30 protein-coding genes are annotated in these 21,115 nt (G+C 41.1%); 25 read left to right on the forward strand and 5 right to left on the reverse strand.

Annotation, left to right across the window (positions count from 1 at the left end):
• Positions 1-66: 66 nt before the first annotated feature.
• Positions 67-3,960, reverse strand: a complete 3,894-nt coding sequence (gene purL / locus BKK47_RS00865; protein WP_077493067.1) for a phosphoribosylformylglycinamidine synthase — start codon at positions 3,958-3,960, stop codon at positions 67-69.
• Between the two features lie 156 nt (positions 3,961-4,116).
• Between purL and BKK47_RS00870 the strand changes: the two genes are divergently transcribed.
• Complete coding sequence (locus BKK47_RS00870; RefSeq protein WP_077493068.1) at positions 4,117-4,656, forward strand: DUF924 family protein; 540 nt, start codon at positions 4,117-4,119, stop codon at positions 4,654-4,656.
• A gap of 46 nt (positions 4,657-4,702) precedes the next feature.
• On the opposite strand, the gene BKK47_RS00875 is transcribed toward BKK47_RS00870, so the two are convergent.
• The 3 genes from BKK47_RS00875 to lpxH form a co-directional block, all read right to left on the reverse strand.
• Positions 4,703-5,497: a formate/nitrite transporter family protein gene (locus BKK47_RS00875; RefSeq protein WP_077493069.1), complete on the reverse strand. Its 795-nt coding sequence runs from the start codon at positions 5,495-5,497 to the stop codon at positions 4,703-4,705.
• 107 nt (positions 5,498-5,604) lie between these two features.
• Positions 5,605-6,156: a carboxymuconolactone decarboxylase family protein gene (locus tag BKK47_RS00880; protein ID WP_077493070.1), complete on the reverse strand. Its 552-nt coding sequence runs from the start codon at positions 6,154-6,156 to the stop codon at positions 5,605-5,607.
• 141 nt (positions 6,157-6,297) lie between these two features.
• Positions 6,298-7,008, reverse strand: coding sequence for a UDP-2,3-diacylglucosamine diphosphatase (gene lpxH, locus BKK47_RS00885; protein WP_077493071.1), 711 nt, complete (start codon positions 7,006-7,008; stop codon positions 6,298-6,300).
• A gap of 86 nt (positions 7,009-7,094) precedes the next feature.
• Between lpxH and BKK47_RS00890 the strand changes: the two genes are divergently transcribed.
• Together BKK47_RS00890 and BKK47_RS00895 are read left to right on the forward strand one after the other, a co-directional pair.
• Positions 7,095-7,841: a 1-acylglycerol-3-phosphate O-acyltransferase gene (locus BKK47_RS00890; RefSeq protein WP_077493072.1), complete on the forward strand. Its 747-nt coding sequence runs from the start codon at positions 7,095-7,097 to the stop codon at positions 7,839-7,841.
• Positions 7,834-9,243 (forward strand): multicopper oxidase domain-containing protein, encoded by a 1,410-nt coding sequence (locus tag BKK47_RS00895; protein ID WP_077493073.1) that lies wholly within the window; start codon positions 7,834-7,836, stop codon positions 9,241-9,243. Before BKK47_RS00890 ends, BKK47_RS00895 begins: the two co-directional genes overlap by 8 nt.
• A 148-nt stretch (positions 9,244-9,391) precedes the next feature.
• On the opposite strand, the gene BKK47_RS00900 is transcribed toward BKK47_RS00895, so the two are convergent.
• Positions 9,392-9,613 (reverse strand): SlyX family protein, encoded by a 222-nt coding sequence (locus BKK47_RS00900; RefSeq protein ID WP_077475856.1) that lies wholly within the window; start codon positions 9,611-9,613, stop codon positions 9,392-9,394.
• Positions 9,614-9,704: 91 nt separating this feature from the next.
• On the opposite strand from BKK47_RS00900, the gene BKK47_RS00905 reads away from it, so the two are divergent.
• The 22 genes from BKK47_RS00905 (at position 9,705) to rplQ (ending at position 20,901) form a co-directional block, all read left to right on the forward strand.
• Positions 9,705-10,427: an FKBP-type peptidyl-prolyl cis-trans isomerase gene (locus tag BKK47_RS00905; RefSeq protein ID WP_077493074.1), complete on the forward strand. Its 723-nt coding sequence runs from the start codon at positions 9,705-9,707 to the stop codon at positions 10,425-10,427.
• A 96-nt stretch (positions 10,428-10,523) separates the two neighbouring features.
• On the forward strand, positions 10,524-11,186 hold the full coding sequence (locus BKK47_RS00910) for a helix-turn-helix transcriptional regulator (RefSeq protein ID WP_077493101.1): 663 nt from the start codon (positions 10,524-10,526) through the stop codon (positions 11,184-11,186).
• A complete protein-coding gene (gene tusD / locus BKK47_RS00915; protein WP_077493075.1) occupies positions 11,186-11,566 on the forward strand; it encodes a sulfurtransferase complex subunit TusD in 381 nt (126 codons plus the stop codon). The genes BKK47_RS00910 and tusD overlap by 1 nt, the downstream gene beginning before the upstream one ends.
• Positions 11,563-11,922 carry a sulfurtransferase complex subunit TusC gene (tusC, locus tag BKK47_RS00920; RefSeq protein WP_077493076.1) on the forward strand — a complete coding sequence of 120 codons (360 nt, stop codon included), beginning with the start codon at positions 11,563-11,565 and terminating at the stop codon, positions 11,920-11,922. Before tusD ends, tusC begins: the two co-directional genes overlap by 4 nt.
• A gap of 10 nt (positions 11,923-11,932) precedes the next feature.
• Positions 11,933-12,220: a DsrH/TusB family sulfur relay protein gene (locus BKK47_RS00925; RefSeq protein WP_077493077.1), complete on the forward strand. Its 288-nt coding sequence runs from the start codon at positions 11,933-11,935 to the stop codon at positions 12,218-12,220.
• A gap of 160 nt (positions 12,221-12,380) precedes the next feature.
• Positions 12,381-12,752 (forward strand): 50S ribosomal protein L14, encoded by a 372-nt coding sequence (gene rplN / locus BKK47_RS00930; RefSeq protein ID WP_005548786.1) that lies wholly within the window; start codon positions 12,381-12,383, stop codon positions 12,750-12,752.
• Positions 12,753-12,765: 13 nt separating this feature from the next.
• The gene (gene rplX / locus BKK47_RS00935; protein ID WP_018356927.1) at positions 12,766-13,077 is read left to right on the forward strand and encodes a 50S ribosomal protein L24; all 312 of its coding nucleotides are present in this window, start codon (positions 12,766-12,768) and stop codon (positions 13,075-13,077) included.
• 17 nt (positions 13,078-13,094) lie between these two features.
• Positions 13,095-13,634 carry a 50S ribosomal protein L5 gene (rplE, locus tag BKK47_RS00940; RefSeq protein ID WP_018356926.1) on the forward strand — a complete coding sequence of 180 codons (540 nt, stop codon included), beginning with the start codon at positions 13,095-13,097 and terminating at the stop codon, positions 13,632-13,634.
• An 11-nt stretch (positions 13,635-13,645) separates the two neighbouring features.
• Complete coding sequence (gene rpsN / locus BKK47_RS00945) at positions 13,646-13,951, forward strand: 30S ribosomal protein S14 (protein ID WP_005701877.1); 306 nt, start codon at positions 13,646-13,648, stop codon at positions 13,949-13,951.
• 36 nt (positions 13,952-13,987) lie between these two features.
• The gene (rpsH, locus tag BKK47_RS00950; protein WP_018356925.1) at positions 13,988-14,380 is read left to right on the forward strand and encodes a 30S ribosomal protein S8; all 393 of its coding nucleotides are present in this window, start codon (positions 13,988-13,990) and stop codon (positions 14,378-14,380) included.
• 15 nt (positions 14,381-14,395) lie between these two features.
• Positions 14,396-14,929 (forward strand): 50S ribosomal protein L6, encoded by a 534-nt coding sequence (gene rplF, locus BKK47_RS00955; RefSeq protein WP_077475846.1) that lies wholly within the window; start codon positions 14,396-14,398, stop codon positions 14,927-14,929.
• 13 nt (positions 14,930-14,942) lie between these two features.
• Complete coding sequence (gene rplR / locus BKK47_RS00960) at positions 14,943-15,296, forward strand: 50S ribosomal protein L18 (RefSeq protein ID WP_018356923.1); 354 nt, start codon at positions 14,943-14,945, stop codon at positions 15,294-15,296.
• A gap of 14 nt (positions 15,297-15,310) precedes the next feature.
• Positions 15,311-15,811 (forward strand): 30S ribosomal protein S5, encoded by a 501-nt coding sequence (gene rpsE / locus BKK47_RS00965; RefSeq protein WP_059366021.1) that lies wholly within the window; start codon positions 15,311-15,313, stop codon positions 15,809-15,811.
• 6 nt (positions 15,812-15,817) lie between these two features.
• The gene (gene rpmD / locus BKK47_RS00970) at positions 15,818-15,997 is read left to right on the forward strand and encodes a 50S ribosomal protein L30 (RefSeq protein ID WP_026215457.1); all 180 of its coding nucleotides are present in this window, start codon (positions 15,818-15,820) and stop codon (positions 15,995-15,997) included.
• 3 nt (positions 15,998-16,000) lie between these two features.
• Complete coding sequence (rplO, locus tag BKK47_RS00975; protein WP_077493078.1) at positions 16,001-16,435, forward strand: 50S ribosomal protein L15; 435 nt, start codon at positions 16,001-16,003, stop codon at positions 16,433-16,435.
• A gap of 7 nt (positions 16,436-16,442) precedes the next feature.
• Positions 16,443-17,768 (forward strand): preprotein translocase subunit SecY, encoded by a 1,326-nt coding sequence (gene secY / locus BKK47_RS00980; protein WP_077493079.1) that lies wholly within the window; start codon positions 16,443-16,445, stop codon positions 17,766-17,768.
• 30 nt (positions 17,769-17,798) lie between these two features.
• Positions 17,799-17,912, forward strand: coding sequence for a 50S ribosomal protein L36 (gene rpmJ / locus BKK47_RS00985; RefSeq protein WP_005625868.1), 114 nt, complete (start codon positions 17,799-17,801; stop codon positions 17,910-17,912).
• A 139-nt stretch (positions 17,913-18,051) separates the two neighbouring features.
• On the forward strand, positions 18,052-18,408 hold the full coding sequence (gene rpsM / locus BKK47_RS00990) for a 30S ribosomal protein S13 (RefSeq protein ID WP_059366018.1): 357 nt from the start codon (positions 18,052-18,054) through the stop codon (positions 18,406-18,408).
• A 12-nt stretch (positions 18,409-18,420) separates the two neighbouring features.
• A complete protein-coding gene (gene rpsK, locus BKK47_RS00995; RefSeq protein ID WP_005543603.1) occupies positions 18,421-18,810 on the forward strand; it encodes a 30S ribosomal protein S11 in 390 nt (129 codons plus the stop codon).
• Positions 18,811-18,839: 29 nt separating this feature from the next.
• The gene (gene rpsD, locus BKK47_RS01000) at positions 18,840-19,460 is read left to right on the forward strand and encodes a 30S ribosomal protein S4 (protein WP_018356917.1); all 621 of its coding nucleotides are present in this window, start codon (positions 18,840-18,842) and stop codon (positions 19,458-19,460) included.
• 31 nt (positions 19,461-19,491) lie between these two features.
• Complete coding sequence (locus tag BKK47_RS01005; protein WP_077493080.1) at positions 19,492-20,475, forward strand: DNA-directed RNA polymerase subunit alpha; 984 nt, start codon at positions 19,492-19,494, stop codon at positions 20,473-20,475.
• A gap of 39 nt (positions 20,476-20,514) precedes the next feature.
• A complete protein-coding gene (gene rplQ, locus BKK47_RS01010; RefSeq protein ID WP_077493081.1) occupies positions 20,515-20,901 on the forward strand; it encodes a 50S ribosomal protein L17 in 387 nt (128 codons plus the stop codon).
• The last annotated feature ends 214 nt before the right edge of the window (positions 20,902-21,115 follow it).

A 21,115-nucleotide genomic window follows, 5' to 3' on the forward strand; every position in this document is an offset into this window, starting at 1 on the left:
ATATTCAGCTTATATCGGGCTTTAAGCATAAATCACATCGACGCTTTAAAGCCCAATAGTTTCCTGTTATTTAAACTGCACCCGTGCATTTCTAAATAAACGCATCCAAGCACCATCCTCACTCCAATCTTCCGGATACCAAGAGTTGCTCACGGCACGGAATACCCGTTCAGGGTGCGGCATCATGGCTGCGATTCGACCGTCCGTATTAGAAATCGCCGTGATACCTAAGACAGAGCCGTTTGGATTTGCCGGATAGCTTTCCGTTACATTTAGGTGGCTATCAATATATTGCCCAACAATTAAATTTTGTGCTTGAAGTGCGGTTAAATTTTCCGGTGTTTTGAATTCAACACGTCCCTCACCATGAGATACGGCGATTGGCATATGTGAACCCGCCATACCTTGGAACCATAAGGAATGCGTGTCATTGATTTTCACTAAACCAACACGGGCTTCAAAACGCTCGGATTTATTTCGCACAAAGCGAGGCCAGTTTTCTGCACCCGGAATGATTTCCGCAAGATTAGAGATAAACTGACAACCATTACACACCCCTAAAGAAAGGGTATTTTCATTGGCGAAGAATTGGCTGAATTGTTCACGTAATTGTGGGTTAAACAAAATGGATTTTGCCCAACCACCGCCGGCGCCGAGAACATCACCGTAAGAGAAACCGCCGCAAGCGACCATGGCATTAAAATCGTCCAAATGGTAACGACCTGCCATTAAATCACTCATATGTACATCAACCGCCGCAAATCCAGCACGATCAAACGCCGCCGCCATTTCCACATGGCTGTTTACACCTTGTTCACGTAACACGGCAACTTTTGGTTTTGCCCCTTTCGCAATATAAGGTGCGGCAATATCTTCATTCGGATCGTAGGTTAAGCAAGCAGATAATCCGTTGTTGTTCGGATCTTTTTTCGCCTCAAATTCTTGATCGGCACATTCCGGGTTATCCCGTAAACGTTGCATTTGATGGGTTAATTCCGCCCAAATACCACGCAATTCAGAACGTTTTTCACTGAGTAATTTTTTATTGCCACGAGCGATTTCAATGTGATTTTCCGTTGTAACTGCACCGAGTTCGTGGGTAAACGGTAATAAATTGTGCGCATTTAAAATTTCCCGTACGGCGGTTAATTCGTTTTCCGCTACTTGAATGACCGCTCCCAGTTCTTCGTTAAATAATACCGCGAGATCATTATCGCCTAAGGCGGAAATATCCACTTCAATACCACAGTTTCCGGCGAATGCCATTTCCGCCAAGGTGACGATTAATCCACCGTCGGAACGGTCGTGATAAGCTAATAATTTACGTTCTGCCACAAGGGTTTGCATTGCTTCAAAGAAGTGTTTCAATGCCCCTACATTTTCTACATCTGCCGGTTTATCACCGAGTTGTTTGTAAACCTGGGCAAGTGCGGTCGCACCAAGGCGATTTTTACCTTCACCCAAATCAATCAGCAACAGTCGGGACGCACCTTTATCGGTACGAAGTTGCGGTGTGACGGTTTTGCGTACATCTTCCACGCGGGCAAACGCACTGATCACTAAAGAAAGTGGGGCGGTGACCGCTTTTTTCTCGCCATTTTCTTCCCAAGTCGTTTTCATTGACATGGAATCTTTGCCTACCGGAATGGTGATGCCAAGAGCAGGGCAAAGTTCTTCACCGACGGCTTTCACCGCTTCATAAAGTCCGGCATCTTCACCACCATGGCCGGCTGCTGACATCCAGTTGGCGGAAAGTTTAATGCGTTTAATCTCGCCAATATTGGTAGCGGCGATATTGGTGATGGATTCCGCTACGGCCAAACGAGCAGAGGCACCAAAATCAAGTAATGCCACTGGTGCACGTTCGCCCATTGACATGGCTTCACCATGATAGCTATCAAGACTTGCGGTGGTGACGGCCACATCGGAAACCGGAATTTGCCATGGACCGACCATTTGATCCCGTGCCACCATACCGGTGACAGAGCGGTCGCCAATGGTAATGAGGAAAGTTTTTTCTGCCACCACCGGTAAACGTAATACACGGTGGAGGGCTTCTTTCAACACTATATTATCTTGTGAAACTGGTGGATTTTTGACCGCACTTGATTGCACATTGCGGGTCATTTTTGGCGTTTTACCGAGCAGCACGTTCATTGGTAAATCAATCGGATTATTATCGAAATGGCTGTCGTGCAAGGTTAAATGTTTTTCTTCCGTAGCTTCACCAATCACCGCAAAAGGCGCGCGTTCACGTTCACAAAGTGCGGTGAATAAATCCAATTTTTCCGGTGCAATGGCTAAAACATAGCGTTCTTGTGACTCGTTACACCAAATTTCAAGAGGCGACATGCCTTTTTCATCACAAAGAATGGAACGTAAATCGAATTTTCCACCTCGCTCGCCATCGTGTACCAATTCAGGCATGGCATTGGATAAACCGCCTGCGCCTACATCGTGAATAAATAAAATCGGGTTATCTTCACCGAGTTGCCAGCAACGGTCGATCACCTCTTGGCAACGGCGTTCCATTTCAGGGTTTTCCCGTTGAACGGAAGCAAAATCCAAATCTTCTTTTGATTTACCGCTATTCATTGAGGAGGCCGCACCACCACCTAAACCGATATTCATCGCCGGGCCACCTAATACGATAAGTTTTGCGCCAACAGGAATTTCGCCTTTTTGCACATGTTCGGCACGAATATTACCGATACCGCCTGCCAGCATAATCGGTTTGTGATAACCACGGACTTCCTCGCCGTTAAAACTGTTCACTTTTTCTTCATAAGTGCGGAAATAGCCGAGCAATGCCGGGCGACCAAATTCATTGTTAAATGCCGCACCGCCTAACGGACCTTCAATCATAATATCGAGGGCAGATGCAATGCGGTTAGGCTTCGAAAGCGGATTTTCCCAAGGTTGCTCAAAGTTTGGAATCACCAGATTTGATACGGAAAAACCGGTTAAACCTGCCTTCGGTTTTGCCCCACGACCGGTTGCCCCTTCATCACGAATTTCCCCACCGGAGCCGGTTGCCGCCCCCGGGAAAGGCGAGATCGCTGTTGGGTGATTGTGCGTTTCCACTTTCATCAAAATATGAGCATCTTCATTGTGGTAACGATATTGCCCGTCTTGATCGGCAAAGAAACGTCCCACTTTAGAGCCTTCCATCACAGCGGCGTTATCTTTATAGGCGGAAAGCACGAAATCCGGCGTTTTCTCAAAGGTGTTTTTGATCATTTTGAACAAGGATTTTTCTTGTTTTTCACCGTCAATCACCCAGTCCGCATTAAAGATTTTATGGCGACAATGCTCGGAATTCGCTTGGGCGAACATATAAAGTTCAATGTCGTTCGGGTTGCGTCCAAGGGCGGTGAAATTTTCCACCAAATAATCAATTTCATCTTCCGCTAAAGCAAGCCCCAGTTCAATATTGGCGGTTTCTAACGCTTTTCGGCCACCGCCTAAAATATCCACGGTAGTGAACGCTTTGGGTGCTTGGTGGCGGAATAAAACTTCGGCCTCTTTGGCATCACGCACCACGGTTTCCATCATACGGTCGTGCAAAAGTGCGGTTAATTTTGACTGTGTTTTTTCATCTAAAGATTGGTTAAATTCAAAGTAATAGGCAAGACCACGTTCAATTCGATCCACTTCTTTTAAGCCGCAATTATGGGCGATATCTGTCGCTTTGGATGACCAAGAGGAAATGGTGCCGACACGTGGGATAACAATAAAGGTTTCACCTTTTGCTTCGTGTTCTGCCAAGGTAGGGCCGTAATGGAGCAAGGCTTTTAGTTTGCTTTCCTGTTCGCCGGAAAGCGGTGCATTGAGTTCGACAAAATGGATATACTCGGCATAGACAGATTTTACCGGTAGCCCGTTTTGTTGGAATTTTTGCATTAAACCATTGATGCGGAATTCGGAAAGGGCAGGTGAGCCACGAAAAATTTGAAACATAAGGATTCCCTTTGAGCCTAAATAGAAATGAAAATTGCGCACTATTATAAAGGAAAAGGGAGAAAAACGAAAACGTTTGCGTTTGTTTTCCGGCATTCTTTATCAAGCGGTTTTCTTGTAAAATATTACTCGTTTTTTTATTGAGAGGAGAAAGCAATGTCTTACCAACGCGTACTTGATTTTTGGTTTAATGAGGAAACAAAACCGTTTTGGTTTGCTAAAAGTGAGGCGTTTGACCGCAAAATCCGTGAGCAATTTTATGAGTTATGGCAGCAGGCGGCACAATCGGAATTAAGCCATTGGCGTGAAACAGTACATGGTCGGTTGGCTGAGATTATTGTATTAGACCAGTTTTCACGCAATTTACATCGTGATAGCCCTTTGGCATTTGCACAGGACAATATGGCTATTGCGTTGGCACAAGAGGCGGTGAAACAACCTGAATTTAAAACTATGACTGTGCGTGAACGTCATTTTATGCTAATGCCGTTAATGCATAGTGAAAGCAAAGTGATTCATGAACAAGCCGTGCCTTTATTTGAACAATTTGGCCCCGAGGAAAGTGTGGATTTTGAATTAAAACATAAGGTGATTATTGATCGTTTTGGACGCTATCCTCATCGTAATGCCGTATTAGGGCGGGAAAGTAGCGCAGAAGAAATCGAATTTTTAACCCAACCGGGATCGAGTTTTTAATAGATGGAACAAAAGTGCGGTTGATTTTAACCGCACTTTATGAAATTTAGATCTGATAGTCTTCTTTCAATAAATGACGATAAGCATACAAATAAGAAGCGCCCACAAATGCCGCGCCACCTGTAACGTTACCAAGAAAAACCGGAATCATATTTAAGAAAAATTCTCCCCAAGTGATATTCGCACCGGCAAAAATTCCGGCAGGAATGATAAACATATTAGCGACAAAATGTTGTAAACCGATAAGCACGAAAATCATCACAGGAAACCACATGGCAAGGATTCGTCCTGAAGTTTGTTTTGCGCCAAAATAAAACCAAATTCCCATACAGACCATCCAGTTACAGGCAATGGCAGAAATGAAGGCGCGGGAAAAATCCATTTGTACTTTCGCTTCTGCAATAGCGATAGTTTTAGCGGAGGCAATACCTTCTGCCAAGCCCACATAATGTCCTAAGAAAAATGCCATAAACAGTGCACCGGCAAGGTTACCAAGGCTGACAATCCCCCAGTTTTGGACTAATTTTTTGAAACTGACACGTTTACTGAGTCGCCCTAATGCCATCATCATCATGTTTCCGGTGGCGAGTTCTCCTCCGCCGATGAGGATACAGATTAAACAAATAGGAAACACAGCCGCACCTAATAAGGTGGCAAGCCCGCTCCACTCGGAGGGGATTCCGCTCACCACTTTCAAATAAGCCATATAACCGAAGCTGACATAACCGCCACCTAAAAAACTGAGAATGGCGAGGGTTTTAAGATGGCCTTGTGATTTGGCATAACTTTTGTCAATAACATCTTGTAAAATTTCATGAGGGTAAAGATCACGGCTGTTCATTATATTTCCTTTTTTATTAATAACTTATTGATGATTAAAGGTGACAAAATATCTACATACCCTAGAAAAATGGCAAAGATAATACTTTGCCATAAGGAGAGAAGGAATTATGCGAAGGGTTGTAATTCCGGGTTGATTGGGGTTTCTGCAATATTATTGACATAGTTACATAATGTGGCGAGGCTCACGCCAAGGATGACATCAATCGCATTTTCTTGTGTATAGCCTGCGTCAAAAAAGGCTTGAAGTTGCGCCGGTGTGAGTTTTGCTTTTTGCAAGATGACCGCAAGGGTAAAACGGGCGAGGGTATCAAGTTTATCATCGCTTTCAATGCGTGCGGTGGCACGGATTTGGTTCACAAGCCCTTCCTCTAACTTTAATACTTTTAAGGCAATTTTCGTATGTCCTGCCACACAGAATCCACAGCCGTTTACCACGGCCGCGGTAATTTGTACGACCTCACGTTCTGTTGCGGTAAGGCTATTTCTACCGTTAATGCCGCCCACGGTGCGATAGGTTTCTAAGGCGGTGGGGGCATTAGCCAATACGCCGATTAAATTTGGAATAAATCCATTGGCATTTTTGATCGCAGTTAAGGCTTCTTTTGCGGCTTCCGGTGCGGTGTCAATATTGTGGATAATAAATTGAGATTGAGACATAAAAAACTCCTGTTGTAAAAATCACTTGCCGCTTGATAGTACGTGAGGAGTTTTGGTTTTGGAAAGAAATAAAGGCTATTTGATAGATGAAAAAGTTATAAGTGTGAAAGGATTATTCGAATATTTTCACACGGAATTACGCTACTTTAGGAAACCAATTTCCCCATTTTCTTCCGCCACTAGAATTGATGCATAATCGGTTCGCCAATCACCTAGTACAATGCGTTTTTTGCCCTCATAGTGATGAATCGCTTCTCGGTGGGTATGCCCGTGAATTAAGAGAGGGGCATTGCATTGCTGCATTTTGGCTAAGGTGAAAGGAAGGTTTACATCCATAATTTCATCAGCTTTGTGTGCTTTGTCTTTTCGGCTTTTTGCCCGAATTTTCTCCGCAATTTTTAACCGCACTTTTAAGGGTAAATGAAGGAAAAGCCATTGCCGCCATTTTTGATGAACCTTGAGGCGGAATTGTTGATAGTTGACATCATCAATACAAAGGGTATCGCCGTGGCAGAGTAAGGTAGGCATACCGTAAAGATTAATCATTTGATAATCGGGCAGTAAAATTATCCCTGTTTCTTTAGTAAAGCGTTTTCCAATAAGAAAATCACGGTTGCCGTGGATAAAGTAGCAAGCGATACCTTGTCCTGTGAGATGTTTAATTGCACCTTTAACTTGAGTAATTAATGGCGATTGTTCGTCATCACCGATCCAAAAATCAAATAAATCGCCGAGGATGTAAACTGCCTCCGCTGTTGGAGCAAGATTGTGCATAAAGTCTAAGAAAAGAGCGGTCAATTTTGGTTGTGTTTCGCTCAGGTGAAGATCTGCAATGAAATAAGTCTTTTTCATAAAATTTCCGTAAATTTTTGTCTAGATTAGCACAAAATTCCTTCTAATTTGCTATACTTCCGCGAAATTTTCTCATAGGTATTGATATGTTAAAACTGGTTCGAATCCTCATTGTGGTGATTTGCTGTATTTTAATTTGTGTGCTTGGCACGATTTATTCCTTTATCCGCTTTAAAAATCCCAGCAATGTAGGTGTAATGGCTCGATGGTTTGGGCGTTTGTACCCGCTTTTCGGGTTGCAAGTGGAACACCGTTTTCCGGAAAATAAAGAAAACTTTGGGCGTGCGATTTATATTGGTAATCACCAAAATAACTACGATATGGTGACGATTTCTTATATGGTGCAACCTCGTACCGTGAGTGTTGGGAAGAAAAGCCTGATGTGGATACCGTTTTTCGGTATTTTGTATTGGGTAACGGGCAATGTTTTTTTGGATCGGGAAAATCGTTCTAAGGCTCATGGCACAATGACACAGCTTGCAGAGCGTATTAATAAAGATAACCTTTCTATTTGGATGTTTCCGGAAGGCACGCGAAGTCGTGGACGGGGATTATTACCTTTTAAAACCGGTGCGTTTTATGCTGCAGTTGCCGCTGGTGTACCGATTATCCCGGTGGTGTGTTCAACCACTCATAATAAAATCAATCTAAATCGTTGGGATAACGGCAAGGTGATTTGCGAAATGATGGCGCCGATTGATACGAGCGGTTATAGCAAAGAAACCGTGCGAGATTTAGCCACATATTGCCACGATTTGATGGAAAAGCGTATTGCCGAATTGGATGTGGAAATTATGCAATTCCATCAAAATAAGGAAAGTTCAAATGCTTAAACTTTCCCGCCGACAGTTGCTAAAAACAAGTGCAATTTCCACCGCACTTTTTACTGTGCCGACACCTCTCATTGCCGCGACACGACCTAAATTGGTCGTACCGCCATTGGTTGAAGTGCGCCGTGGTCGCCCGATTATTCTGACTATGGAGGAAACGGGATATAAGCTGGACGGCGAACATCAGGTCAGCGTATGGGGCTTTAACGGTAATTATTTAGGGCCGACAATCAAAATTAAGTCGGGTAGTTTTGCGAAACTCAATTACCACAATAATTTACCTCAACACGTCTCCCTTTCCATCCAAGGTTTACAGGCTTCCGGTGAATTGTTTGGTGGGGCGGCACGAGTACTTAAAAAAGGCGAGTCTTGGGCACCGATTGTGCCGATTGAGCAACCTGCCGCCACTTGTTGGTATCGCTCTGCGACATTGGCTAACTCTGCTTATCAAACCTATCGGGGATTAGTGGGAATGTGGTTGGTTGAAGATGAGCAAAGCACTAAATCCGCTCTTCCCCGTAAATATGGGGTAGATGATATTCCATTGATTTTACAGGATATGGAATTTAATAGTGAAGGGTTACAACTATTCAAACAAAATCAACCGCACTTTGTGGGGAATCGCTTATTAGTCAATGGCTTGGAAGCCCCTTATTTAGATGTGCCTCGTGGGTGGGTGAGATTGCGTTTGCTCAACGCCTCTTTGGCTCGGGCTTATGATCTGCGTTTGGATAACGATCAAGACATCACGGTGATTGCAAAAGATTTAGGCTTTCTTCCTCAAGGTAATGTGGTGAAATCCTTTATTTTGGCTCCGGGCGAGCGGACAGAAATCTTAATTAATCTAAGTGAAGGTGGTAATGTTTCGCTTATTTCAGGGCATAAACGGGGTATTTTTGACAAAGTGAAACAGGTGTTTTCCTCTGACGGTGAATTAGTGGAAAATACCGTATTAGAATTACGCCCTCAAGGTGATTTTTCCGCTTTCGCTCAAAAAATGGACGTAAAATTTGAGACAGATGCAGTGTCTATGCTAAATGCAAAAATTGAACGAGAGCGAACATTTGTTTTGGATGTCACAGGCGCTTTAATTAACCAACAACGTTTTGATCCTCGCCGTGTGGATGTTGTGGCAAAACAAGGCTCGGTGGAACGCTGGATTTTAACCAGTTCTCTACCGGTTGGGTTTACCCTTCAAGGGGCGAAATTTATCGTGGAAAGTAATGAGAATGGTGTGTCGAAAGAGAGTGAGTTAGCTTGGAAAGATACAGTATGGGTGAGAGGAAAAACGCAAATTTTAGTGCGTTTTGATCAACCTTCCTCCAATAATTATCCGTTTATTTTTGGCGCATCGAATCTTATGCTTGCCGATATGGGCTGCATTGGAATAATGATTGTGCAATAAAAAGTGTGGTCTATTTTTTTAGTTTATTTTTATTAGTTTTACAGGGAAAACAATAAAAAGATGGGAAAAGTTTATCAAGATTTATCGTTTAGCGTGGTGAAATAATCACAAGTAAAAATGGATAATCATTGTTGATTATCCATTTTTTTCAGTAATGCGGCGGAGGGGTTTCTTCTGCTTGGCTGGCAATATTTGAGGGCTGGAAATCTTTCAATTTATTCGCCATATAACGTAATTGCAGCTGCATTCTATCCATATCAAATTGTTGTTGAACTAATGCTTGGTTTAATTCCTCTAACAATTGTTCTTGAAATGCCACTTTCATTTCAAGTTCGGTAATGCGATTTTCTAACCTTTGTTGAATTTGCATGATTTTTCTCTAAATTTTAAAAAAAAGTTGAGAATAGCTTAAATCCGATTTAATCTATTCGGCACTTTTCTATTATAAAGGATTAATAACAATGTTAAAGGTTCAAAAATTTTCATTGGCGGCATTAATGGTAAGTGCGGTTGTTTCCGGCGTTGTTTTTGCAGATGAAAAGGCGGATGTGAAATTTAATGATGATGTATCTTATGCCTTAACCGCCTATTCTATGACGCAGGCAAAATTATTGGCACAGCAAGGTGAAATTAAATTAAACGAAACGCAAGTAAATAAAGCGGTGGATGATGTACTGAAAGGTAAATTTACCGAAGAAAAAATTGGTGAATTGACGCAAACTTTAGAGCAGTTTCAACAAAAAATCGTTGCGCGTGAACAAGCGAAAATGAAAGAGATTGCACAGAAGGCACAAAATGAAGGCGATAAATATCGTGCTGAGTTTGCCAAAAAAGAAGGGGTGAAAACCACAAAATCCGGTTTATTATATCGTGTTGTTGAAGCCGGAAAAGGTGAGGTGATTAAGCCAACGGATACGGTAAAAGTACATTACACGGGCAAATTACCAAACGGTAAAGTTTTCGATAGTTCGGTAGAGCGTAGTCAACCGGCAGAATTTCGTTTAGATCAAGTAGTGAAAGGCTGGACAGAAGGGCTTCAATTAGTGAAAAAAGGCGGCAAAATTGAGTTGGTACTTCCTCCTGAATTAGCTTATGGTAAACAAGGAGCCGGGGCTTCCATTCCACCAAATGCCACACTTTATTTTGAAGTTGAAGTGTTAGATGTGAATCCAAAAGCAAAATAATAAATAATTTTGATGGAAGCACAAGCGTTTGCTTGTGCTTTGTTATTAGTGGCACATAAAGTGCGGTCATTTTTAGTGTCGATTTGGGATTTGTCCATGTTACATGAAAAATATATTTTCACAGATGAAGATCACGCAATTTTAAATTCTTATAAAGCCGTAGTGGATGGTGTGAGCGCACTTATCGGTGAGCATTGTGAGATTGTTTTGCATTCTTTGGATGATATTGAACATTCCGCTATTTGTATTGCTAACGGGCATAATACCAATCGTCAAGTGGGTTCCCCTATTACCGATTTAGCATTGCGTTCTTTGCGTAATATGCAAAGTGAAAGTGTTTCTCATCCCTATTTTACAAGGGCAAAGGGCAATATCTTGATGAAATCGGTTACGATCGCTATTCGTAATAAAAATCAACGAATGATCGGGTTACTATGTATTAACATTAATCTTGATGTTCCTATCTCACAATTTATTCAGTCTTTTATGCCTGCTATTGAAGTTGCAGAAACATCCTCTGTAAATTTTGCTAATTCTATGGAAGATCTGGTTTCGCAAACCGTTGAAAAAACGATTGAGGAAGTCAGTGCGGATCGTGCCGTAGCAAATAACAATAAAAACCGCCAAATTGTGATTTCATTATATGAAAAAGGGATTTTTGATATTAAAGATGCCATTAATTTAGTCGCAGAACGTTTGGATATTTCCCGCCATACCGTCTATCTTTATATTCGTCAAATTAAACAAGAGCAAGAATAATGGACTATGTACTTGCGGTAAAAAGCCCGGTTTATGGTATACAAGGGGCTTATCTCGCTTATCAATTCGCAGAAGCCTTAATTGAAAAAGGGCATAGCATTAAACAGATTTTCTTTTTTCAAGAAGGGGTGAGCAATGGTAACTCTTTTGTTTATCCGGCTAGTGATGAGGTGAACTTACAGCGATATTGGCAAGTTTTTGCCGATAAATATGATGTTCCTTTATATTTGTGTGTGGCGGCCTCACAACGTCGAGGTGTAGTAAATGAAATGACGGCGGAAAACAGGAAAAGTCATAATCTGGCAGAGGGCTTTATGATTACCGGTTTAGGGGAATTTATGGCTGCGATATTAAATGTCGATAGGGTTATTACATTATGAAAATTGCCTTTTTGTTTCGTTCTGTTCCCCATGGTACATCTTCTGCACGGGAAGGGTTGGATGCCTTGTTAGCGGCAACCGCATTTTGTGATGAGGATGACATTGGAGTGTTTTTTATCGATGATGGTGTGCTTAATTTACTAAATGGGCAACAACCGGAGCAGTTATTACAAAAGGATTTTATTCGCACGTTTAAGTTATTGGACTTATATAATATCGAACAACGTTTTATTTGTCGGGAGTCTCTTGATAAATTCGGTATCGTAGAGGATAGCCTTATAGTATCGGCAAAAAAAATTGACCGCACTTTGTTATTCGCTAAGCTGGACCAAGCAGAGAAATTACTCACATTTTAAGGGATATTTTATGCTCTATTGTTTTTCTCAAGCAACTTACGATAAGGAAGAATTAATCGCCTATCTTTCTTTGGTTACAGAAAATGATGCGATTATACTTTGGCAAGATGCGGTTTTGTTGATGATAAAATATCCCGATTATTTTAAACTTTGTAAGGGAGATTGTTTTGCCTTGGAACAGGATATTTTAGCAAGAAATTTGACCGCACTTTTACCTAAAGAAAATAGAGTACAGTTCATTTCTTTGTTAGATCTTGTTGATATTACAGAACAATATTTTCCACAGATAGCATTGTAAAAATATTTATTTTTCCTCAGCCTTTTCACATTTTATCTATAAATCTTATTGATTCACCTAGTCCTTTATGCTATATTCCGCAACCTCTTACATCTGTCTTATGTTTATGTAAGTAGGTTCGTCCCGAAAGGGTGTTTTTTTAACTTAACGGAGCACTAATATGATCCAAGAACAGACTATGCTGGATGTTGCTGACAACTCAGGCGCTCGCAGCGTAATGTGTATCAAGGTTCTAGGTGGATCGCACCGTCGTTATGCTGCAATTGGTGACATCATCAAAATTACTGTGAAAGAAGCAATTCCTCGTGGTAAGGTGAAAAAGGGTGATGTATTAAAAGCAGTTGTTGTGCGCACCAAGAAGGGTGTTCGTCGCCCAGATGGATCAGTCATTCGCTTCGATGGCAATGCTTGTGTTATTTTAAATAATAACACTGAGCAACCAATCGGTACTCGTATTTTTGGACCTGTGACGCGTGAACTACGTTCTGAGAAGTTCATGAAGATCATTTCTTTGGCACCAGAAGTACTGTAAGGAGAAGTGACAAATGGCTGCAAAAATTCGTCAAAACGATGAAGTAATTGTGCTTGCCGGTAAAGATAAAGGCAAGCGTGGTAAGGTAACTAAAGTGTTACCGAACGGTAAAGTTTTTGTTGAAGGTGTCAATATTGTCACTAAACATGAAAAACCGGTTCCTGCATTAGGCAAAGCTGGTGGCTTAGTGAAAAAAGAAGCAGCAATTGACGTTTCAAATGTTGCGATTTTTAACCCGAAAACAAATAAAGCTGATCGTGTAGGTTTTAGATTTGAAGAAGGCAAAAAAGTACGTTTCTTTAAATCTAACAATGAAATTATCTAACAAACTGGAGTAATGCGATGGCGAAACTGCATGATTACTACAGAGATCAAGTAGTAAACGAATTAAAAAATAAATTCGGCTACAAATCTGTCATGCAAGTCCCACGAATCGAAAAGATTACCCTGAATATGGGTGTGGGTGAAGCATTGACCGACAAAAAATTGCTAGACAACGCAGTAGCGGACTTAACGGCAATCAGCGGTCAAAAACCTTTAGTAACTAAAGCTCGTAAATCTGTTGCAGGCTTTAAGATCCGTCAGGGATATCCAATCGGTTGTAAAGTAACACTACGCGGTGAGCGTATGTGGGAGTTCTTTGAACGTTTAATTACAATTGCTGTTCCACGTATTCGTGATTTCCGCGGTTTGAGTGCGAAATCATTTGATGGTCGTGGTAATTACAGTATGGGTGTGCGTGAACAAATCATCTTCCCTGAAATCGATTACGATAAAGTAGATCGTGTACGTGGTCTAGATATCACTATCACAACTACTGCTAAGAATGATGAAGAAGGTCAAGCACTACTTGCTGCCTTTAATTTCCCATTCCGTAAATAAGGCAGGTTATTATGGCTAAACAATCAATGAAAGCACGCGATGTAAAACGCGTTAAATTGGCTGAAAAATTCTATGCTAAACGTGTGGAATTAAAGAAAATCATTTCAGATGTCAATGCCTCTGACGAAGATCGTTGGAATGCGGTATTAAAGTTACAAACTTTACCACGCGATTCTAGCCCATCTCGTCAGCGTAACCGTTGCCGCCAAACTGGACGTCCACACGGCGTTCTTCGTAAGTTTGGTTTAAGCCGTATTAAGGTCCGTGAAGCTGCAATGCGCGGTGAAATCCCAGGCCTTAAAAAAGCGAGTTGGTAATATACCACTTTATTTTGGAATCGGAGAAAAAGTACAATGAGTATGCAAGATCCAATCGCAGATATGTTGACCCGAATTCGTAACGGTCAAGCTGCGAACAAAGTTGCGATCAGTATGCCTTCATCCAAGCTAAAAGTGGCAATTGCCAATGTATTAGCTGCTGAAGGTTATATCGAAAGCGTTAAAGTTTTAGAAGGTGTAAAACCTGAGTTGGAAATTACTTTAAAATATTTCCAAGGAAAACCGGTTGTAGAGAGTATCCAACGTGTAAGCCGCCCTGGTCTTCGTATTTATAAACGTAAAGACGAGTTACCAAAAGTTATGGGTGGATTAGGTGTTGCTGTTGTTTCTACATCTAAAGGTGTTATGACTGACCGCGCAGCTCGTCAAGCTGGCTTAGGCGGTGAGATCATCTGTTATGTAGCTTAATAGAGAGGTAGGAAAATGTCTCGTGTTGCAAAAGCACCTGTTAATATTCCTGCCGGTGTTGAGGTTAAACTTAACGGTCAGTTATTAACAGTAAAAGGTAAAAATGGCGAGTTATCTCGCACAATTCATAATTCAGTTGAAGTTAAACAAGATAATGGTCAACTAACTTTTGCTCCACGTGAAGGTTTTGTTGATGCGAATGCCCAATCAGGCACAGCTCGTGCATTGGTTAATGCAATGGTTATCGGTGTTAATGAAGGCTTCACTAAAAAATTAGTATTGGTTGGTGTTGGTTACAGAGCACAACTTAAAGGTAATGTAGTTGCATTAAGTTTGGGCTATTCCCACCCAGTAGAGCACACTTTGCCAGCAGGTATTACTGCTGAATGTCCTTCTCAAACAGAGATTGTATTGAAAGGTGCTGATAAACAGCTAATCGGTCAAGTTGCAGCAGATATTCGTGCTTATCGTCGTCCTGAGCCTTATAAAGGTAAAGGGGTACGTTACTCTGATGAAGTGGTACGTATCAAAGAGGCTAAGAAGAAATAATTAAGGTAACACTATGGATAAGAAATCAGCTCGTATCCGTCGTGCAGCTCGTGCACGCTATATGATGAGAGAGCAAGGTGTAACTCGTTTGGTTATTCACCGTACTCCACGTCATATTTATGCACAAGTTATTGCACCGAACGGTTCAGAAGTGCTTGCCGCTGCTTCAACTGTTGAGAAAGCAATTCGTGAGCAAGTAAAATACACCGGTAACAAAGACGCAGCTGCAGTAGTGGGTAAAACCGTTGCAGAGCGTGCATTAGCAAAAGGCGTAAAAGCTGTTGCTTTTGATCGTTCCGGCTTTAAATATCATGGACGTGTCCAAACTTTAGCGGACGCTGCTCGTGAAGCTGGTCTACAGTTCTAATGAGGTAAATTGAGATGTCAAACATCGAAAAACAAGCTGGTGAACTGCAAGAGAAGCTAATCGCAGTAAACCGTGTATCAAAAACTGTAAAAGGTGGTCGTATTATGAGCTTTACCGCATTAACTGTGGTAGGTGATGGAAATGGTCGCGTAGGTTTTGGTTATGGTAAAGCACGCGAGGTTCCGGCAGCGATCCAAAAAGCGATGGAGAAAGCTCGTCGCAATATGATTAATGTAGCTTTAAATGAAGGTACATTGCAACACCCGGTTAAAGGTGTTCATACTGGTTCTCGTGTATTTATGCAACCTGCTAGTGAAGGTACTGGTATCATTGCTGGTGGTGCGATGCGCGCAGTGTTAGAAGTTACTGGTATACGTAACGTCCTTTCTAAAGCATACGGTTCTACCAACCCAATTAATGTTGTTCGTGCAACTATTGATGCATTAGCAAACATGAAATCACCAGAAATGGTTGCTGCAAAACGTGGTAAGACTGTTGATGAAATTTTGGGGTAATTAATAATGGCTAAAACTATTAAAGTAACACAAGTTCGTAGTTCAATTGCTCGTTTACCGAAGCATAAAGCTACCTTGCGTGGTCTTGGTCTTCGCCATATGAACCACACAGTTGAGTTAATTGATACACCAGCAGTACGTGGAATGATTAACCAGGTTTCATACATGGTTAAAGTAGAGGAGTAAGAGATGCGTTTAAATACTCTATCTCCGGCTGAGGGCGCCAAACATAGTTCTAAACGCCTTGGTCGTGGTATTGGTTCTGGTCTAGGTAAGACCGGTGGACGTGGTCATAAAGGTCAAAAATCTCGTACCGGTGGCGGGGTTCGTCGCGGTTTTGAAGGCGGTCAAATGCCATTATACCGTCGTTTACCAAAATTTGGTTTCACTTCAATGAAAGCTGCAGTTACCGCAGAAGTTCGTTTGAATGACTTAAATAAAGTAGAAGGCGGTATAGTAACTTTAGAAACATTAAAAACTGCAAATGTTTTAACTAAAGATATTCAATTTGCTAAAGTTATTTTAGCGGGTGAGTTGAAATCTGCAGTTGTTATCCGTGGTTTACGTGTGACTAAAGGTGCAAAAGCAGCAATTGAAGCTGCTGGCGGTTCAATTGAGGAATAATTAGCAAATGGCTAAACAACCAGGTTATCAAGCTAGAAGTACCAATAGTGGTAAAGGTGAGCTAAGAAGTAGATTGCTTTTTGTTTTAGGTGCACTTATCGTTTATCGTATTGGTTCATTTATTCCGGTTCCTGGTATTGATGCAGCCGTACTCGCTCAATTAGTTGAACAACAAAAAGGTACCATCATTGATATGTTCAACATGTTCTCTGGTGGTGCATTAAGCCGGGCTTCGATTCTTGCGCTAGGTATTATGCCATATATCTCGGCATCTATCGTGATTCAATTGTTAGCAACGGTTTCTCCTGCTTTAGCTGAGTTGAAGAAAGAAGGAGCAGCTGGTCAAAGAAAAATTACCAAGTATACTCGCTATGCCACGGTAGTTTTTGCTACTATTCAAGCTGTTGCAATTTCTACGGGGTTACCGAATATGTTACCCGGACTGGTCCCAAATGTTGGATTCAGTTTTTATTTTACCTCAGTAGTAAGTTTAGTCACCGGAACCATATTTTTAATGTGGTTAGGTGAACAAATTACAGAGAGAGGAATTGGTAATGGTATTTCGATTCTTGTTTTCGGGGGGATCGTAGCAGGTTTACCTTCAGCTATTCTAGAAACAATTGAGCAGGCTCGCCAAGGACAAATGCATCCGTTAGTTCTTTTACTAATAGCAGCAATTGTTTTTGCGGTAACTTATTTTGTTGTTTTTGTAGAAAGAGGACAACGTCGAATTCGAATTGAGTATGCTAAACGTCAGCAAGGTCGTCAGATCTTAGGTGGACACTCAACACATCTACCATTAAAAGTTAATATGGCAAATGTAATGCCAGCAATTTTTGCATCTAGCATTATCTTATTCCCAGCTACGTTAACGCAATGGTTTGGTCAGAATGATAAATTTGAATGGTTGAATAATTTATCAATGTTGTTGAATCCTGGTCAACCTCTGTATTTGCTTGTTTATGCAATTGCAATTATTTTCTTCAGTTTCTTCTACACCGGAATGCAATATAACCCGCGTGATACGGCAGATAACTTAAAAAAATCTGGTGCATTTATCCCAGGAATTAGACCAGGTGAGCAAACATCGCGTTACATTGATAAAGTAATGACTCGTTTAACTTTAATTGGCGGTCTTTATGTAACATTTGTGTGTTTGGTCCCTTATATTATGACATCGGCTTGGGATGTTAAATTCTACTTCGGTGGAACATCATTATTAATCGTTGTCGTTGTAATTATGGATTTCATTGTACAGGTTCAAAGTCACTTAATGTCGTCTCAATATGAATCTGCATTGAAAAAAGCAAACCTCAAGGGGTTAGGACAATAATTGTCCGATTAACGTAAAAAAGGATAAGCAATGAAAGTTCGTGCTTCCGTAAAGAAAATGTGTCGTAACTGCAAAATTGTTAAACGTGAAGGGGTTGTGCGCGTATTGTGTAGTGACCCTAAACATAAACAACGTCAAGGTTAATTGACATTTTTCTTGCAAAGAACCAGTTGAGCAGTTATACTGCCCGACTCATTTACATCCTTGGTATTCTGTTTGAGTATCCTGAAAACGGGCTTTTCAAGATCAGAATGCCAATTAATTTAGAATATAGGAGTGCATAGTGGCCCGTATTGCAGGCATTAACATTCCTGATCACAAACATACTGTGATTGCCTTAACTGCAATTTATGGTATCGGTAAAACTCGTTCAAAAGCTATTTGTGCTGCAGCGGGGATTGCCGAAGATGTTAAGATCAGAGAATTGTCTGAAGAGCAGATTGACAAACTGCGTGACGAAGTTGGTAAATTTACCGTTGAAGGTGACTTACGCCGTGAAGTAACATTAAACATCAAACGTCTTCTAGACTTAGGTTGTTACCGTGGCTTACGCCATCGTCGTAGTCTACCGGTACGTGGTCAACGTACTAAAACTAACGCGCGTACCCGCAAGGGTCCTCGTAAACCGATCAAAAAATAGTCGGGGTAAATAATGGCTAAAACACCAGTTCGTGCACGTAAACGTGTAAAAAAACAAGTTGTGGATGGCGTAGCTCATATTCACGCATCTTTCAATAACACAATCGTTACTATTACTGACCGCCAAGGTAATGCTTTAGCATGGGCAACAGCTGGTGGTTCAGGTTTCCGTGGTTCTCGTAAATCTACTCCGTTTGCTGCACAAGTTGCCGCTGAACGTTGCGCTGAAATTGTTAAAGAATTCGGCTTAAAGAACTTGGAAGTTATGGTTAAAGGTCCGGGACCTGGTCGTGAGTCAACAATCCGTGCATTAAATGCTGCGGGCTTCCGTATCACGAATATTACAGATGTGACCCCGATTCCTCATAACGGTTGTCGTCCACCGAAAAAACGTCGTGTTTAGTGACGTAATAGGATAGTTGGAGAAAGAAAATGGCAAGATATTTGGGCCCTAAACTCAAGCTCAGCCGTCGTGAAGGCACTGATTTATTTCTTAAATCAGGTGTGCGTGCGATTGATTCAAAATGTAAAATTGATACAGCACCAGGTCAACATGGTGCTCGTAAACCACGTTTATCTGACTATGGTAGTCAATTACGTGAGAAACAAAAAGTTCGTCGTATCTATGGTATTTTAGAACGTCAGTTCCGTAACTACTATAAAGAGGCGAATCGCCTAAAAGGTAACACTGGTGAAAACTTATTGGTGTTACTAGAAGGTAGATTGGATAACGTTGTTTATCGTATGGGATTTGCTGCGACTCGAGCAGAAGCTCGTCAGTTAGTAAGTCATAAAGCGATTGTGGTAAATGGTCGCGTTGTGAATATCCCATCTTTCCAAGTTGCAGTTAATGATGTAGTAGCTGTTAGAGAAAAATCTAAAAAACAAGCTCGGATTAAGGCATCATTAGAATTAGCAGAACAAAGAGAGAAACCAACTTGGTTAGAAGTTGATGCAACTAAAATGGAAGGTGTTTTTAAACGTATTCCTGAACGTTCTGATTTATCAGCAGATATTAACGAACATCTGATCGTTGAGCTTTACTCGAAATAATAGTTAAGCTTAAAAGTAAAGAGAGGATAAAATGCAGGGTTCTGTTACAGAATTTTTAAAGCCACGTTTAGTAGATATTGAGCAAGTTAGCTCAACACATGCTAAGGTGATCCTTGAACCGTTAGAGCGTGGCTTTGGTCATACTCTAGGTAATGCATTACGTCGTATTCTTCTATCTTCAATGCCGGGTTGTGCTGTAACTGAAGTAGAGATCGAAGGAGTATTGCATGAGTATAGTAGTAAGGAGGGAGTTCAAGAAGATATTCTTGAAGTTCTTTTAAACCTTAAAGGTCTAGCGGTCAAAGTACAGAATAAAGATGATGTTATTCTGACACTAAATAAATCTGGAATTGGCCCTGTTGTTGCAGCAGATATCTCCTATGATGGGGATGTTGAGATTGTAAATCAAGACCATGTGATTTGTCATTTAACTGACGAAAATGCCTCAATTAGTATGCGTATTCGTGTTCAGCGTGGCAGAGGATACGTTCCGGCTTCGACTCGTGTTCAGACAGATGAACGTCCAATTGGTCGTTTACTTGTTGATGCTTGTTATAGTCCTGTCGAAAGCATTTCTTATAATGTTGAGGCTGCTCGTGTTGAACAACGTACGGACTTGGATAAATTAGTAATTAATTTAGAAACAAACGGTACGTTGGATCCTGAGGAAGCAATTCGTCGTGCAGCAACAATCTTAGCAGAGCAACTAGATGCATTCGTTGATTTGCGTGATGTTCGTCAACCTGAAATCAAGGAAGAAAAACCGGAATTTGACCCGATTTTACTACGTCCTGTAGATGATTTAGAGTTGACAGTTCGTTCTGCTAACTGTTTGAAAGCAGAAACAATTCACTATATCGGTGACTTAGTACAACGTACAGAAGTTGAGTTGTTAAAAACGCCTAACCTTGGTAAGAAATCACTTACTGAAATTAAGGATGTACTTGCTTCACGTGGTTTGTCACTTGGTATGCGCCTTGAAAATTGGCCGCCAGCAAGTATTGCTGAAGACTGATTTGGCATAGATTAAGGTTTTTCTGAGAAGGATAATATCATGCGCCATCGTAAGAGTGGTCGTCAACTAAACCGTAATAGTAGCCATCGCCAAGCGATGTTTCGTAATTTAGCCAGTGCTTTAGTTAGTCACGAGATTATCAAGACAACTTTACCTAAAGCTAAAGAATTACGTCGTGTAGTTGAACCGTTAATTACATTAGCAAAAGAAGATAGCGTTGCAAACCGTCGTTTAGCATTCGCTCGTACTCGTAACATTGATACTGTTGCGAAGTTATTCAATGAATTAGGTCCACGTTTTGCTCAACGTGCAGGTGGTTACACCCGTATTTTAAAATGTGGTTTCCGTGCGGGTGATAATGCTCCAATGGCTTATATTGAGTTAGTTGAACGCCCGCAAGTTGTAGAAACAACAGTGGCGGAATAAGCTCTGGATAAAAATAAAAAAAGCTCGCAAGGTGCGGGCTTTTTTGTTATTTGAAATTTATAAGAAAAATAAAATAATTTCTACAAAATTTATAGTGTAAGTTTTGGTGACTGATTTTTTAATGGACATTTATAAAAATATTTGTTTTTAAATTGGCAAAAAATTGTGTTATTAAATCTATTCAATTAGCTTGTCATATTATCTTAAGATAATA

The organism is Rodentibacter mrazii (assembly GCF_001998825.1).
In the GTDB taxonomy this organism is placed as follows: domain Bacteria; phylum Pseudomonadota; class Gammaproteobacteria; order Enterobacterales; family Pasteurellaceae; genus Rodentibacter; species Rodentibacter mrazii.

Excerpts from the sequence above, each read along its gene's own strand:
- purL (WP_077493067.1), bottom strand. The coding sequence starts at position 3,960 with ATGTTTCAAATTTTTCGTGGCTCACCTGCCCTTTCCGAATTCCGCATC.
- rpmJ (WP_005625868.1), top strand. The coding sequence starts at position 17,799 with ATGAAAGTTCGTGCTTCCGTAAAGAAAATGTGTCGTAACTGCAAAATT.
- BKK47_RS00895 (WP_077493073.1), top strand. The coding sequence starts at position 7,834 with ATGCTTAAACTTTCCCGCCGACAGTTGCTAAAAACAAGTGCAATTTCC.
- BKK47_RS00875 (WP_077493069.1), bottom strand. The coding sequence starts at position 5,497 with ATGAACAGCCGTGATCTTTACCCTCATGAAATTTTACAAGATGTTATT.
- tusC (WP_077493076.1), top strand. The coding sequence starts at position 11,563 with ATGAAAATTGCCTTTTTGTTTCGTTCTGTTCCCCATGGTACATCTTCT.
- BKK47_RS00905 (WP_077493074.1), top strand. The coding sequence starts at position 9,705 with ATGTTAAAGGTTCAAAAATTTTCATTGGCGGCATTAATGGTAAGTGCG.
- BKK47_RS01005 (WP_077493080.1), top strand. The coding sequence starts at position 19,492 with ATGCAGGGTTCTGTTACAGAATTTTTAAAGCCACGTTTAGTAGATATT.
- rpmD (WP_026215457.1), top strand. The coding sequence starts at position 15,818 with ATGGCTAAAACTATTAAAGTAACACAAGTTCGTAGTTCAATTGCTCGT.
- rpsE (WP_059366021.1), top strand. The coding sequence starts at position 15,311 with ATGTCAAACATCGAAAAACAAGCTGGTGAACTGCAAGAGAAGCTAATC.
- rplX (WP_018356927.1), top strand. The coding sequence starts at position 12,766 with ATGGCTGCAAAAATTCGTCAAAACGATGAAGTAATTGTGCTTGCCGGT.
- rpsN (WP_005701877.1), top strand. The coding sequence starts at position 13,646 with ATGGCTAAACAATCAATGAAAGCACGCGATGTAAAACGCGTTAAATTG.
- rpsH (WP_018356925.1), top strand. The coding sequence starts at position 13,988 with ATGAGTATGCAAGATCCAATCGCAGATATGTTGACCCGAATTCGTAAC.
- BKK47_RS00910 (WP_077493101.1), top strand. The coding sequence starts at position 10,524 with ATGTTACATGAAAAATATATTTTCACAGATGAAGATCACGCAATTTTA.
- tusD (WP_077493075.1), top strand. The coding sequence starts at position 11,186 with ATGGACTATGTACTTGCGGTAAAAAGCCCGGTTTATGGTATACAAGGG.
- rplN (WP_005548786.1), top strand. The coding sequence starts at position 12,381 with ATGATCCAAGAACAGACTATGCTGGATGTTGCTGACAACTCAGGCGCT.
- rplR (WP_018356923.1), top strand. The coding sequence starts at position 14,943 with ATGGATAAGAAATCAGCTCGTATCCGTCGTGCAGCTCGTGCACGCTAT.
- lpxH (WP_077493071.1), bottom strand. The coding sequence starts at position 7,008 with ATGAAAAAGACTTATTTCATTGCAGATCTTCACCTGAGCGAAACACAA.
- BKK47_RS00870 (WP_077493068.1), top strand. The coding sequence starts at position 4,117 with ATGTCTTACCAACGCGTACTTGATTTTTGGTTTAATGAGGAAACAAAA.
- secY (WP_077493079.1), top strand. The coding sequence starts at position 16,443 with ATGGCTAAACAACCAGGTTATCAAGCTAGAAGTACCAATAGTGGTAAA.
- BKK47_RS00900 (WP_077475856.1), bottom strand. The coding sequence starts at position 9,613 with ATGCAAATTCAACAAAGGTTAGAAAATCGCATTACCGAACTTGAAATG.
- rpsK (WP_005543603.1), top strand. The coding sequence starts at position 18,421 with ATGGCTAAAACACCAGTTCGTGCACGTAAACGTGTAAAAAAACAAGTT.
- BKK47_RS00890 (WP_077493072.1), top strand. The coding sequence starts at position 7,095 with ATGTTAAAACTGGTTCGAATCCTCATTGTGGTGATTTGCTGTATTTTA.
- BKK47_RS00880 (WP_077493070.1), bottom strand. The coding sequence starts at position 6,156 with ATGTCTCAATCTCAATTTATTATCCACAATATTGACACCGCACCGGAA.
- rplO (WP_077493078.1), top strand. The coding sequence starts at position 16,001 with ATGCGTTTAAATACTCTATCTCCGGCTGAGGGCGCCAAACATAGTTCT.
- rplF (WP_077475846.1), top strand. The coding sequence starts at position 14,396 with ATGTCTCGTGTTGCAAAAGCACCTGTTAATATTCCTGCCGGTGTTGAG.
- rpsD (WP_018356917.1), top strand. The coding sequence starts at position 18,840 with ATGGCAAGATATTTGGGCCCTAAACTCAAGCTCAGCCGTCGTGAAGGC.
- rplE (WP_018356926.1), top strand. The coding sequence starts at position 13,095 with ATGGCGAAACTGCATGATTACTACAGAGATCAAGTAGTAAACGAATTA.
- rplQ (WP_077493081.1), top strand. The coding sequence starts at position 20,515 with ATGCGCCATCGTAAGAGTGGTCGTCAACTAAACCGTAATAGTAGCCAT.
- BKK47_RS00925 (WP_077493077.1), top strand. The coding sequence starts at position 11,933 with ATGCTCTATTGTTTTTCTCAAGCAACTTACGATAAGGAAGAATTAATC.